At 54.5% G+C, this 13,544-nt stretch carries 13 protein-coding genes; 3 read left to right on the top strand and 10 right to left on the bottom strand.

What is annotated here, in order from left to right; genetic code table 11:
* Positions 1–7: 7 nt before the first annotated feature.
* From ntrC to ccsA, 4 genes are all read right to left on the bottom strand, one after another.
* Entirely contained in the window at positions 8–1,453 is a 1,446-nt protein-coding gene (gene ntrC / locus IF205_RS13020; RefSeq protein ID WP_259779794.1) for a nitrogen regulation protein NR(I), read from the bottom strand.
* 5 nt (positions 1,454–1,458) lie between these two features.
* On the bottom strand, positions 1,459–2,598 hold the full coding sequence (locus tag IF205_RS13015) for a two-component system sensor histidine kinase NtrB (protein ID WP_259779793.1): 1,140 nt from the start codon (positions 2,596–2,598) through the stop codon (positions 1,459–1,461).
* Complete coding sequence (gene dusB, locus IF205_RS13010; RefSeq protein ID WP_259783283.1) at positions 2,598–3,593, bottom strand: tRNA dihydrouridine synthase DusB; 996 nt, start codon at positions 3,591–3,593, stop codon at positions 2,598–2,600. The genes IF205_RS13015 and dusB overlap by 1 nt, the downstream gene beginning before the upstream one ends.
* Positions 3,594–3,686: 93 nt before the next feature.
* The gene (ccsA, locus tag IF205_RS13005; RefSeq protein WP_259779792.1) at positions 3,687–4,412 is read right to left on the bottom strand and encodes a cytochrome c biogenesis protein CcsA; all 726 of its coding nucleotides are present in this window, start codon (positions 4,410–4,412) and stop codon (positions 3,687–3,689) included.
* A gap of 155 nt (positions 4,413–4,567) precedes the next feature.
* Here ccsA and IF205_RS13000 point away from each other — a divergent pair, with 155 nt between their 5' ends.
* The 3 genes from IF205_RS13000 to IF205_RS12990 are packed head-to-tail and all read left to right on the top strand — an operon-like array spanning position 4,568 to position 6,682.
* Positions 4,568–5,719, top strand: a complete 1,152-nt coding sequence (locus IF205_RS13000) for a bifunctional 2-C-methyl-D-erythritol 4-phosphate cytidylyltransferase/2-C-methyl-D-erythritol 2,4-cyclodiphosphate synthase (RefSeq protein WP_259779791.1) — start codon at positions 4,568–4,570, stop codon at positions 5,717–5,719.
* A complete protein-coding gene (locus tag IF205_RS12995) occupies positions 5,716–6,210 on the top strand; it encodes a phosphatidylglycerophosphatase A family protein (protein ID WP_259779790.1) in 495 nt (164 codons plus the stop codon). The genes IF205_RS13000 and IF205_RS12995 overlap by 4 nt, the downstream gene beginning before the upstream one ends.
* A complete protein-coding gene (locus tag IF205_RS12990) occupies positions 6,197–6,682 on the top strand; it encodes a CinA family protein (protein ID WP_259779789.1) in 486 nt (161 codons plus the stop codon). The genes IF205_RS12995 and IF205_RS12990 overlap by 14 nt, the downstream gene beginning before the upstream one ends.
* Here the strand turns inward: IF205_RS12990 and IF205_RS12985 are convergent.
* The 6 genes from IF205_RS12985 to IF205_RS12960 all read right to left on the bottom strand — a co-directional run bounded on the left by IF205_RS12985 (position 6,679) and on the right by IF205_RS12960 (position 13,532).
* Positions 6,679–7,389, bottom strand: coding sequence for a helix-turn-helix domain-containing protein (locus IF205_RS12985; protein ID WP_259779788.1), 711 nt, complete (start codon positions 7,387–7,389; stop codon positions 6,679–6,681). The genes IF205_RS12990 and IF205_RS12985 overlap by 4 nt on opposite strands.
* A gap of 192 nt (positions 7,390–7,581) precedes the next feature.
* Positions 7,582–8,016: a type II toxin-antitoxin system RatA family toxin gene (locus IF205_RS12980; RefSeq protein ID WP_259779787.1), complete on the bottom strand. Its 435-nt coding sequence runs from the start codon at positions 8,014–8,016 to the stop codon at positions 7,582–7,584.
* Positions 8,017–8,052: 36 nt separating this feature from the next.
* On the bottom strand, positions 8,053–9,024 hold the full coding sequence (lipA, locus tag IF205_RS12975) for a lipoyl synthase (RefSeq protein WP_259779786.1): 972 nt from the start codon (positions 9,022–9,024) through the stop codon (positions 8,053–8,055).
* A 390-nt stretch (positions 9,025–9,414) separates the two neighbouring features.
* On the bottom strand, positions 9,415–10,827 hold the full coding sequence (gene lpdA / locus IF205_RS12970) for a dihydrolipoyl dehydrogenase (RefSeq protein ID WP_259779785.1): 1,413 nt from the start codon (positions 10,825–10,827) through the stop codon (positions 9,415–9,417).
* 16 nt (positions 10,828–10,843) lie between these two features.
* A complete protein-coding gene (locus tag IF205_RS12965) occupies positions 10,844–12,142 on the bottom strand; it encodes a pyruvate dehydrogenase complex dihydrolipoamide acetyltransferase (protein ID WP_259779784.1) in 1,299 nt (432 codons plus the stop codon).
* 22 nt (positions 12,143–12,164) lie between these two features.
* Positions 12,165–13,532, bottom strand: a complete 1,368-nt coding sequence (locus tag IF205_RS12960) for a pyruvate dehydrogenase complex E1 component subunit beta (RefSeq protein WP_259779783.1) — start codon at positions 13,530–13,532, stop codon at positions 12,165–12,167.
* Positions 13,533–13,544 lie beyond the last annotated feature (12 nt).

Below are 13,544 nucleotides of genomic sequence, written 5' to 3'. Positions count from 1 at the left end.
ACTTCCGTTACTTTCGTCCGCGCACAACAGGAATTTCAAGGTCACGAATCTTCTTTCGCAGTGTATTGCGATTTAACCCCAAAATATCCGCCGCCCTGACCTGATTTCCCTCTGTTAAATCTAAACATAATGAAATCAAAGGCCTCTCAAACTCTTTTAAGACCTGACTGTATACACCGGAAGCGGGGAAGTTGTCTCGATGGGCCTCGAAATACCGTTTCAGATGCCGTTCCACAGACTGGCTCAGGCTTTCCTTTTCCGGATCGAAGGCGTTATTTGCGGCATAACTGGGCTGATCCGCCAGTTCGGCCTCAATCACATCAACATCAATCTGGTCTTGTGCGTAGAGGGCCGCCAGGCGGCGCACCACATTTTCCAGTTCACGGACGTTGCCGGGCCATCGCGCTGATTTCAACCGTTCCATGGCCGCATGGGTCAACGTCTTTTGAGGCAGCCCCTCTTCCGCGCATTGTCCCAGGAAGTGTCGTACGAGATCAGGGATGTCGTCACGGCGTTCGCGAAGCGGCGGCACACGGATCGGCACAACGTTCAAACGATAAAACAGATCCTCACGGAACAATCCCTGCTGGACAAGCTGTTTCAGGTCGCGGTGAGTAGCTGCGATAATCCGTACATCCGTCTTGATCGGCGTTCTGCCGCCAACGGTGGTATACTCCCCTTCCTGCAGAACCCTCAGCAGGCGGGTCTGGGCCTCAAGGGGCATGTCGCCGATTTCATCGAGGAAGAGTGTTCCACCCTGGGCCTGCTCAAACTTACCGGCATAGCGATTGGTGGCCCCGGTAAAAGCCCCCTTCTCGTGACCGAATAATTCACTTTCAATCAGTTCACGCGGAATAGCCGCCATGTTGATTGCCATGAACGGACCTGCACGCCTTTTTGAAAACTCGTGCAATGCCTTGGCAATCAACTCCTTACCCGTTCCCGACTCGCCGGTAATCAGGGCGGAAAGGTCTGTTGCCGTCAGTCGGGCAATCACGCGATACACTTCCTGCATCGCGGGCGTCCGCCCGATTAGCGGGAGACGTCCCTCTTCTTCCCCACCGTCCGGCAGTTTCGCGTCTTCATCGCGGCTTGCCAGCGCGCGATCGACGATATCCAGCAGTTCGGAAAGGTCGAAGGGTTTGGGCAGATATTCGAATGCCCCTCTTTCCGTTGCCTTCACCGCAGTCAACAAGGTGCTTTGCGCACTCATTGCAATGACCCGCAAATCAGGGCGGCGCTTGCGGATTTGCGGGATCAGGTCCAGACCGTTGCCATCCGGCATGACGACATCCGTAATCACCAGATTTCCCATGCCGTCATCGACCCATTTCCAAAGGGTCGCAGCATTGCTGGTCAGGCGTACATCATATCCCTGACGTCCCAACGCATGCCCGACAACTGTGCGAATGGCCTTGTCGTCGTCAGCTACAAGAATTGTTTCCCCGGCCATTCCCGTTACTCGTCATTTGTTTCTGTGGAGGGCGTATCTTCGCGAACCATCGGCAGCAATACGTTAAAGACTGTCATTTTCGGGCGGCTTTCCATATCAATGAAACCGCCCTGATCACCGACCAGCTTGGCAACCAGCGCCAGTCCCAACCCGGATCCCCCCTGTTTTGTGGTGATGAAGGGATCGAACAGATGCCGCCGCATGTCGTCCGGAATTCCGGGGCCGTTATCCTGAATGCTGACAACCAGGGGAAGATATTGAAGACTTTCAACACCGGGGATCGTCAAACGCACGCCGTGGCGATAGGAGGTGGACACAACGATTTCACCATCTTCCGGATCAACTGCTTCGGTCGCATTCTTGATCAGGTTCAGGAATACCTGGATAAGCTGGTCCCGCGCGCCAAAAACCGGAGGCAGGGATGGGTCGTATTTTTCAACAAAACGTACGCCTTTCCCGAAACCGTTCTTCGCAAGTTCAATCACGTGGTCGAGAACCTCGTGGATGTTCACGGCCTTTCGTTCCAGGTTCGGTTGGTCACTGAATACTTCCATCCGGTCGAGAAGTTTTACGATCCTGTCGGTCTCCTCGATGATCAGTCTGGTCATTTGCCGGTCTTCGGGCTCGACGATCTGCTCCAACAACTGAGCCGCCCCGCGGATACCGGAAAGCGGATTTTTGACCTCATGCGCGAGCATGGAGGCCAGGGCACTGACGGATCGGGCCGCACCGCGCTGTGTCAGGCTGTCGCTAAGCTTGTCGGCAATGGATTCCGGATGGAACATCAAGACAATATGCCCTGGCGTGTCCAGCATCGGTGAGGCATCCACCGACAAGATATGCTCGCCAATACGGGGCGTCATCAGATGGATACCATGCTCTGTCATGCTGCTGCCCGTACGGCGCACTTTTCCGGCCAACGACAGCAGCGGACTGTCATGAGGGATGATGTTCTGGAGGTTTTCCCGGGTCAATGTCGTTACGCTCGACTGGAAAAACTGCTCTGCCGCCGAGTTTGCGAAGACGATATCATCGCTTTGATTGATCACGACAATCGGTGTAGGCAGCGCGCCCAACACGACATCACCAGCCAGAGCCGCCCGCGCATCAGACCGGATTTTTGGACTTTCAGTCAATTCCGTCATTAGGCGGCTTCCTGTTCAATAGCAGGCGCGTAGAAATCATTGATAGCTGCGATCACCGTTGCAGGCTCATCCATTTTCATCAGCCGTTCCCGGAACGCCGCTGCACCATGCAGGGATTTGATATACCAGGCCAAATGCTTTCGAGCCATCCTCAGGCCGGTATATTCGCCATGGTGGCTCAATATCGCATCGTAATGCTCTATCAGAAGGTCTTTTTGCGTCCGCAGGTCCGGATCCGGTGTCTCCCGGCCTTGCGTCAAATAATCCATAACCTGCCGTAGAAACCAGGGTCGCCCATTCGCACCACGCCCAATCATCACGCCATCCGCGCCCGATTGTTTCAGACATTTGGCGGCATCAGAGACGCTGCAGATATCGCCATTGGCAATGACCGGAATGGAAACCGCTTCCTTGACCTGACGGATGAAACGCCAATCGGCCCGTCCGGTATATTTCTGTTCCCGCGTCCGGCCGTGCACGGTCACCATCTGAATACCGATATCTTCCGCAATCCGCGCGAGTTCAGGGGCATTCCGGCTGTCATCGTCCCAGCCTGTGCGCATCTTCAGGGTGACCGGGCAGGATGTCGCCGCGACAACAGCCTCAAGGATTGCGCTGGCCGTGGGGATATCCCGCATCAATGCCGACCCGCACAGCTTGTTTGTGACTTTTTTGGCTGGACAGCCGAAATTGATATCGACAACATCAGCACCGATATCCTGACAAAAGCGTGCGGCCTCGGCCATAATAGAAGGGTCATGACCAACGATCTGAACAACCTGCGGGCGTTCTTGCGGGCCGCGGGCAAGACGTTTTATTGTGCCACGTGTCTCACGTAGTGCTTCATTGCTGGCAACCATCTCGGAAACTACCATACCTGCACCGATGCGTTTCACGATCCGCCGAAAGGGCAAATCGGTCACGCCGGACATGGGTGCCAGGAAAACGGGGCAATCAACCGTCATATTGCCGACCTGAATGGGATCAACTTGCATATCAAACAAGCAATTCTCTATTTCGCCTAAATTTTGTGCATTTGTAGCGAAACGGCACAAAAAAAACCAGCGGAATCCAAAGTCCTACCGATATCATTGACGCATAAGGATTTCGGAAACGAATTTGACACCCGGATAGGCCAGAGACACTAGTAAATAGGCCAAAAGCAAGGTTTGCGAGGCCCGTCTGCCCCGAATACCGAATTTATATCCGGCAAACAGCAGCAGCCCGATAATGATGAAGGAAAAGAGAGACAGTAAGGTCTTATGATCCGCGACAATCAAGCTGCCGGTCTGCCAGTATTGCGCGCCCATGCCTGTCATCAGTCCAAGCGCAAGCACGACTTCCGCGACCAAAAGGAGGCGATGCTGCAACGCCTCTGCCTCCATGACCGCAGGCAGGCGCTGAGACAGCAAACCTGGGGACTTCCGCTTCAAAGCCTGCTCCTTGAGGATCACCCCAAGGGCAACGACAGCGGAAATCGTCAGCAGGCTGTATGTTAAGACCGCGGTTACGATATGTGACCAGAACCACGGGTCCATCGATTCGCTCGCCTGCTTGACCGAATCAGGTTCCGCGTGTTCCCAGATCAAGGCAGCAACAGCCATCCAGAACATATAAGGATAGAACAGCACGACAAGATCCCGAAGGACCAGAGAGCGGGATGCAATCGCTGCGTAAAGGATAGAGCTGACAGCCACGGTGACCCACAATGTGGCCGTAAAACTGCGCTCCCAACCACCCTCAAGGAAGAAGGCCACCCAGACGACACTAACCGCTGCGGGCACCCAGATCAGGGCCAGCGTAAGCGCGGGCATACGGTCCTTCCGCCAGCCATGGTAAGCGGCAGGCAGAAAAGAGAGCGGCACAAGAATCGCAAAAAGGTGGTACAACCCAATCATGGCGCGATATATAGCATCACGAGGGCTGCCTGCCAGCCGTAAAAGTAACTTATTTATGCCAAGGGGGCCGCGTGACCAAGATTGCCGTCCTGATTGTTGCCGCCGGACGAGGCTCACGAGCAGGTGCAGGACTTCCCAAACAATATCGACAGCTCGGTAAGAAGACAGTGCTGCGCCACTGCGTCGAATCCTTTCAAAAGCATCCCGCGATCAAACATATCCAGGTTGTCATTCATCCCGACGACAAAGCGCTTTACCAACGGTCCATTGATGACCTGACTTTGTTGCCTCCCATCAATGGTGGAGCAGAGCGGCAGCAGTCAGTCCACGAGGGTCTTAAGGCGCTTCAGGAAAGCCAGCCGGATGCCGTCTTGATCCATGACGCCGCCCGCCCCTTCGTCCCCATAGAGCTGATAGACAGGCTGATCTCAGCTCTGGAGCAAGAAGTGGCTGTCATCCCGGGAATCCCGGTTGTAGATACGGTGAAACGCACCGACAACAATCAGGTCGTCGTAGAGACGGTCGACCGCACCCAACTCTATCGCGTACAAACGCCACAAGCTTTCCGGTATGCAGAGATCGTCAGTGCGCATAGGCTGTTTGAAGGACAGCAGTTTACCGATGACGCGGCTCTCATCGAGGCTAATGGACAGACTGTGAAAATTGTCGTCGGCGACGAACGATGCCTGAAATTGACAACGCCGGACGACTTCATCAGGGCCAAGGAAATGACTGAAACAAAACAACTACCGCGTATCGGATCCGGCTTTGATGTTCATCGGTTTGGACCTGGTGGCCATGTGACGCTCTGCGGCATTGAAATTCCCCATGACTATGGACTGGTGGGGCATTCGGATGCGGATGTCGGGCTTCACGCCCTGACCGATGCACTGCTGGGCGCCGTGGCTGCTGGCGATATCGGACAGCATTTCCCGCCAAGCGATCCACAGTGGCGGGGCGCGGCATCCGATAAGTTTCTGAAACATGCCTGCGAACTTGTCTCAAAGCGAGGCGGTGAAATTATCAACGTGGATGTAACCCTGATCTGCCAGGCACCCAAAATCGGCCCACACAGGGACGCAATGGCTTCACGTATCGCGGAAATACTGGAATTGCCGGTCACGCGGGTAAGCGTCAAGGCAACGACAACGGAAGAGCTCGGCTTTACCGGCCGTGGCGAAGGTATTGCCGCGCAAGCAGTCGCAATGGTTTTGGCGCCATGATCAGCGGGCCGATTTCCTTCTGGCATCCGGCTAAATTTCTTTCGACCTGGTTTGGCGTCGGCCTTTTGCGTCCCGCGCCCGGAACCTGGGGGACCTTGGCCGCCCTACCCTTCGCATGGGGCATCGCTCACTACCTGATGCCCTCTGCCCTGTTCCTGGCTGCGATACTTGCCTACGCGATTGGTATCTGGTCCTCCCAGGTCTATTCGAACCTGACAAGGAGCCATGACGCCAGTGAAGTCGTTATTGATGAAGTGGCCGGTGTCTGGTTGACCCTTGCATTTGCACCCGTGACAGTCACTGGATATGCAGCCGCATTTCTGTTGTTTCGGCTTTTCGATATTGCAAAGCCCTGGCCCATTGGCTGGGCGGACAAGAAGTTGCCCGGTGGCTTTGGCATAATGACCGACGACATGATTGCAGGCCTCTTTGCCGGTATTATTATATTCCTGCTAGACTTCAATGGATGGCTGCCCAATGTTTCCTTCTAAGACAAGAGAGCTCGCAATCAAGCTATTGGATCTTTGCAGAGAACGCAGCTGGCATCTTGCCACAGCCGAATCCTGCACCGGCGGCTTGATCTGTGGCGCACTAACAGCCATTCCCGGCTCGTCTGATGTGGTGGACCGTGGCTTCGTCACCTATACCAATGAAGCAAAATCTGAAATGATCGGCGTTCCCTCCCACCTGTTTGAAACGGTAGGGGCCGTCAGCGAAGAAGTCGCCTGCGCCATGGTGGAGGGCGTCCGCCAGAAAACAACGGTGGAGGTTGCCCTTTCAGTTACCGGCGTGGCCGGTCCTGGCGCATCTGAAAGAAAGCCTGCCGGATTGGTTTACATTGGTTGTGCAGTCACAGGCAAACCGACGATTGTCAAAGAATGTCATTTCCCGGGCGATCGTGATTCAGTCAGGCAGCAGACAGTTGATGAAGCGATTGGCCTTGCCTTGGAGCAACTGGACTAGTGGCTGCTGACAAAGCTTAGAAGTGCCTTCAACGGATGCTCGTCTTTCTCAGCGAATAACCGAAGATGCCCATCCCAGTCGTCGACCAGCTCCAGGAAGTCCTTTGGATGGGTCATGGCTGCCCATTCCTGGTCTTTCAACCTGGTCACGGCCTCTTCCAGAGGCGCAATGGTCATGTCTTCCTGGATATCGCGAGCATAGTAGAGAGCGCCGGGGTATTTGATCCAGGCAGCCAGAAGAATACCAGCAACCTCTGCGATGCGCGCGCCATTTTCCAAGCTGAAATCTGACTGATCAAACAGGATGCTACGGCATTTTCCTACCACAAGAACGCCAATGCGTTTTGCACGTTCATGTTCGTTGAGTTCACGGGACCAACGCGCGAAAAAGACAATCTTTTCGGCTTTCAACAGCCGGTCTTTTGTCAACGTTTCCAGCACGCGCTGACTGGCAGAGAATGTGTCATAAGCCGTGGGGCGTGTCAGCGTTACCAGGCTGACCGTCTCGGTCGAACCATCGCTTTCAACCCTGATACCTGCGCCTTCCAGGGCATGCTGTATGGCCTCCAGCGTACTTGCCCGCGGATCGCCCACACCACGTTCGATGTTATTCAATGTTGCAAGGGAGACACCGGCCGCCGAAGCAAGCTCACTTTGCTTGGCATTGATTAACGCCCGTCCGGCACGAATTTGCGCTGGTGTAATCACTTCAGCCCTGAATTTAGTGATGAGACCTATTTGAGTCTGTTCTACATCAAATTGACGTCAGTTGGAACACAAGATTTGGTGCGTGCCATCAAAATGGCCCCAACGCGACGAAACACGTCAAAGCTGCCGTTCCCATATCGCAACGGACAAAACTTCAAATGTTATTTTCAAGTTATGAGAAAGTGTTAGAGGCTATGAGCCGTAAATTTCTGCGGCTCTTGTCTTGAAGGCGGCAACCATCTTGTGAACGGCCTCATTGAACACGGCACCAATCAGCGCCTGTAACAACCGGGACTTGAACTCGAAATCAATATAGAAGTCGATATTGCAGCCCCCTTCCGCCTCGAAAAACTTCCAATGGTTTTTCAGATGCTTAAAGGGACCGTTCTCATATTTTACATCAACAATCATCTGATCTCGATCAAGAGTCACCCGACTGGTGTAACGCTCTGTAATCCCTTTGAAACCGATGATCAGATCAGCCAATACGGAATCGTCGGTGCGGCTGCGAATGCGCGCGCCCTGACACCACGGTAGAAATTCCGGATAACGTTCAATATCCGCAACCAGTTCAAAGACTTGCTCTGGCGTATGTGGCACAAATTCGATTTTTGCGTGGGTAGGCACAGTCAGACCCTTCAGGCTTACAACACTGCGTGGCGCTTATTCTGCCGGCTTTGCCGCACTAAGCTTCGCGAGATGGGCTTCCCGTGCTTCCCGAAGGCGACGGAAATCATCGCCAGCCAGATAACTGGATCGGGTTAACGGTGACGCGGAAACCATCAAAAAACCCTTGGATCGTGCCATCGTGGAATAAGCCTCGAACTCTTCAGGCGTCACGAAACGGTCTACAGCCGCGTGTTTGGGGGTTGGCTGCAGATATTGCCCGATGGTCAGGAAGTCGACATCCGCCGCACGATAGTCGTCCATCATCTGATGCACTTCGATTTTCTCTTCACCCAGGCCCACCATCAGGCCCGATTTTGTGAAGATCGACGGATCCATTTGTTTGACACGATACAGCAGATTCAGCGAGGTGAAGTAGCGCGCGCCCGGACGGATGTTCTGATATAACCGGGGAACCGTTTCCAGGTTGTGGTTAAACACATCAGGCTTTGCATCGACAACAATCTCAAGGGCAGAATCCTTACCTTTGAAATCCGGTGTCAAAATCTCAATTGTCGTACCGGGAGAACGTTTGCGAATGGCACGGATTGTTTCGGCAAAATGGGCCGCCCCACCGTCTTCCAGGTCATCGCGGTCAACAGAGGTGATCACGACATGCTCCAGACCGAGCGTTTCAACAGAATCCGCGACCCGATAGGGCTCAAATGGATCAAGAGCGCCGGGCTTGCCGGTGGAGACATTGCAGAAGGCACAAGCCCTGGTACAAATCTCCCCCATGATCATGAAGGAAGCATGTTTCTTTGCCCAGCAAGTGCCGATGTTCGGACAGGCCGCCTCTTCGCAAACGGTCACGACCTTGTTTTCGCGAACGATGTTGGCAGTCGATTTATACTCTTTACTGACAGGTGCCTTCACCCGAATCCAAGCAGGTTTCCGTTTAATCGGATTGTCCGGCTTGTTGCGCTTCTCCGGATGACGATAAACTGGTTTCTCGGCACTGTCGCTCATAAAGCTCTCCATTAATTGGAGATGCGTCTTCCAGAACTAGTCCACTGCTTCCTCAATACGGATCGTTTGATATCCGGCATCGGCTTCGCGAAGACTTGCTCCAATCGCATTCACCAACTCATTTACGGCGGCACTATCATAATCTGACGCCCGAGAGTCCAGAGATAAATCTGTCGTCACGACGATTACATGGCGCCAAGTGCCGTCCGTCCATTCGATTTGTCGTTTCACATTGCGAATTCGCGGATGCCGTATATCTGTCATTACCGTATATACTCCACTATCAGCTCAACGCCCCTCTTGATAGTAGGAATCTTATACTGGTGAAGCGGCATCCGCTAAAGGAGAATTTACTAAAAATTTCAATAAATTCCCCACATTTGCGCTCGATCAAATATGTATGGCGCGACCGAATGCGTCCAAAACGGACTCATGCATCATCTCCGACAATGTCGGATGCGGGAAGACCGTATGCATCAGTTCCGCCTCGGTCGTTTCCAGCGTCCGCGCAACGCCATAGCCCTGAATGAGTTCCGTGACTTCCGCGCCGATCATATGCGCACCAAGTAACTCACCGGTCTTTTCATCGAATACTGTTTTGACCAGACCTTCCGGCTCGCCCAACGCAATTGCCTTGCCATTCCCGATAAAGGGGAAACGTCCGACTTTGACTTTATAACCGGCATCCTTGGCCGCCTTTTCCGTCAAACCGACGCTGGCAACCTGCGGATGGCAATAGGTGCAACCCGGAATGTTCCGCGTATTCAACGGGTGAACATCTTTGACCCCGGCGATCTTTTCGATGCAGATCACACCTTCATGCTCTGCCTTATGAGCCAGCCACGGCGGACCGGCAAGGTCACCAATGGCATAGACACCAGCTTCACCTGTCTCGCACCACTCGTTCACCTCAACATGGGTGCGGTCAACCTTGACCTTGGTGTCTTCCAGGCCGATGTTCTCGACATTCCCGACGATACCAACGGCACTGATCACACGATCAACTGTGATCTCCTGTGTCTTGCCACCCTGCTCCACAACAACAGTTACATTATTGGCGGACTTCTTGAGCTGTTTGACCGTAGCGCCGGTCAGGACTGACATTCCCTGCTTTTCAAAGGATTTCTTGGCAAATGCCGAGATTTCCTCATCTTCAACAGGCAGAACGCGGTCCATCACTTCTACGACGGTAACATCCGCCCCTAGAGTGTTGAAGAAGCTTGCAAACTCAATCCCGATAGCCCCGGACCCGATCACCAGCAGAGATTTCGGCATGCTTTCCGGGACAAGAGCGTTCTTGTATGTCCAAACCAGCTTCCCATCGGCTTCCAGACCGGGAAGTTCCCGCGCCCGCGCACCGGTGGCCAGAATAACATTCTTCGCGGTCAGGGTGTCAGTAACCTTGCCGTCTTTTTCGACCGTTACCTTGCGCGCGCCTTTGGCACCGCCGGCAAGCTTGCCCCAACCATCAAAGACCTGGACCTTGTTCTTCTTCAACAGCATGCCAACGCCCTTGTTCAACTGGGCGGAGACTTTGCGGCTGCGATCGACCACGGCTTTGAGATCGAAGCTGACACCATCAGCCTTGAGGCCATAGGCGCTGGCATTCTTCATGTAATGGTAAATTTCCGCAGAACGCAGAAGCGCCTTGGTCGGAATGCAGCCCCAGTTAAGGCAGATGCCACCAAGATGCTGTGCCTCCACGACTGCGGTCTTCAGTCCCAACTGAGCGGCACGGATTGCTGTCACATATCCGCCCGGACCGGCACCGACAATGATAACGTCAAAGGATGTATCAGACATTCTCGATCCCTTCGCCTCAGAGCATCATGGACAGCGGTTCTTCCATCAGGCCTTTAAAGACCTTGAGGAATTCCGCTCCGATTGCGCCGTCTACGGCGCGATGATCGACAGACAGCGTTGCCGTCATGACCGTTGCGATGCTGAGCGCACCATCTTTAACCACGGCCTTTTCCTTACCGGCACCGACGGCAAGGATGCAGGCCTGCGGCGGGTTGATTACGGCCTGGAACTGATCAATTCCAAACATCCCCAGGTTAGAAACAGAGAAAGTGCCACCCTGGTATTCTTCCGGCTGCAGTTTGCCGTCGCGGGCTTTTCCTGCCAGGGCTTTCATTTCATTGGAAATGCTCTCGAGACCCTTGTTACCAGCATCACGTACGACAGGGGTAATCAGGCCCCCGTCAATCGCCACAGCAACAGAAACGTCTGCCTGCTTATAAAGTTTCACCCCATCAGCAGCCCAGGACGCATTGGCCGCAGGGACTTTTCTCAAAGCAATACCGACCGCTTTGATAATGATGTCATTGACCGAAAGCTTGAAAGCACCATCTGCACGGGCGTTCAACTCTTTGCGCATGGCCAGCAGCTTGTCCAGTTCCACGTCCACGCTGAGATAGAAATGCGGGACATTCTGCTTGGACTCGGTCAGGCGACGCGCAATGGTCTTGCGCATATTGTTGAGCGTCTGGAGTTCGAATTCCGGCTCGAACGGGTTTTCGGTCGACATGGGTGCCGGTGTCGGCGCTTGCGCAGGGGCCGCAGCCGGTGCGGCTGCTTTCCCGGTGCCTTCAGACAAGGCACGCTCAACATCGACTTTGATAATACGGCCGTGCGGACCGGACCCGGTCAGTTGACCAAGATCCAACCCTTCGTTGGAAGCGATCCGTCGCGCAAGAGGGGAAGCAAAGATACGATCGCCACTTGCCGCAGGGGCAGGCGCGGGTTTGGCCGAGGCCTGTGGGGTCGCAGCCTTGGGAGCTTCAGCGGCAGCTTTCGGCTCTTCCACCTTGGCTGGAGCAGCCGGTTTCGGTGCGTCACCAGCGCCAACGCTATCAGCGGCAGAGGCGTCTTCCCCCTCTTCCAGCAAGACGGCGATCAATTCGTTGACGGCGACACCTTCGGTCCCTTCGTCGACCAGAATTTTTCCAACTGTCCCTTCATCAACCGCTTCAACTTCCATAGTTGCCTTGTCGGTTTCAATCTCGGCGATCACATCACCGGATTCAACACTGTCACCCTCTTTGACATGCCATTTTGCCAGGGTGCCTTCCGTCATGGTCGGCGACAGGGCGGGCATTAATACCTTGATCGGCATGGTTCAGTCTCCTCTCGCCAGATTAACGGTAGCAAACGGCCTTGGCCGCACCGTAAATGTCTTCGGACTGCGGCAGGGCCAGCTTTTCCAGATTGGCTGCATAGGGCAGCGGCACATCTTTGCCGGCAACACGCGCCACGGGGGCGTCGAGCCAATCGAAAGCCTGTTCCATCATCAGGGCTGCCATTTCAGAGCCGATACCGGCAAAAGCCCAGCCTTCTTCCACACTCACAAGACGGTTGGTCTTCTTGACGGAGTTAACTATGGTTTCCGTATCCAGCGGGCGGATCGTACGCAGGTCGATCACTTCGGCACTGATGCCTTCTTCCGCAAGCTTGTCCGCCGCTTCCAATGCTTTCCCGACCATAATCGAGAAGGCTGTGATCGTAACATCCGTTCCTTCGCGCACCACTTTTGCCTTGCCGATCGGCACGACCCAGTCATCGCTGTCCGGTACATCAAAGCTTTGCCCATAGAGAAGCTCATTTTCCAGGAAGATAACCGGGTTCGGGTCACGGATGGCTGACTTCAACAGACCTTTTGCATCCGCAGCAGACCAGGGAGAAACAACCTTGAGGCCCGGGCAATGCGCATACCAGCTTGCGTAGCACTGCGAATGCTGTGCGGCGACGCGGGATGCCGCCCCGTTCGGGCCACGGAAAACGATCGGCGCATTGATCATGCCGCCAGACATATAAAGCGTCTTCGCAGCAGAGTTGATGATGTGGTCAATGGCCTGCATGGCAAAGTTGAAGGTCATGAATTCGACGACCGGCTTCAACCCCATGAAGGCTGATCCGACACCGATACCGGCAAAACCGTGTTCGGTAATCGGCGTATCGATCACGCGTTTGTCGCCGAATTCGTCCAGCAACCCCTGACTGACCTTGTAAGCGCCCTCATACTGGGCCACTTCCTCACCCATCAGGTAGATGTTTTCGTCACCGCGCATTTCTTCGGCCATAGCGTCGCGCAGGGCTTCACGAACGGTTTGCGATTTCACAGCCCCCGTCCAATCCGCTTCTGCAGCAACGGTTGCTGTGGCCGGAACAGCAACGGGGCTGGCCGGGGCTTCTGTCGCTTCTGCCTCGGCGGGTGCTTCTACCTGCGGTGCGGCGGCAGAAACATCGATATTGGAGGCGTCTTCGCCTTCTTCCAGCAGCACGGCAATCGGCGTATTCACGGCGACATTTTCTGCGCCAGCGTCAATGAGGATCTTTCCGACGGTTCCTTCGTCGACAGCCTCAACTTCCATCGTTGCCTTATCGGTTTCGATCTCGGCAATCACATCGCCGGATTCGACGCTGTCACCCTCTTTGACATGCCATTTGGCAAGGGTGCCTTCAGTCATGGTCGGCGACAACGCCGGCATCAATATTTGAATCGACATTGGAGAATTCCT

Source organism: Aestuariispira ectoiniformans (genome assembly GCF_025136295.1).
Taxonomy (GTDB): domain Bacteria; phylum Pseudomonadota; class Alphaproteobacteria; order UBA8366; family Aestuariispiraceae; genus Aestuariispira_A; species Aestuariispira_A ectoiniformans.
Note: the sequence above shows the minus strand (reverse complement) of the source record. Positions and strands in the feature narration are given on the sequence as shown.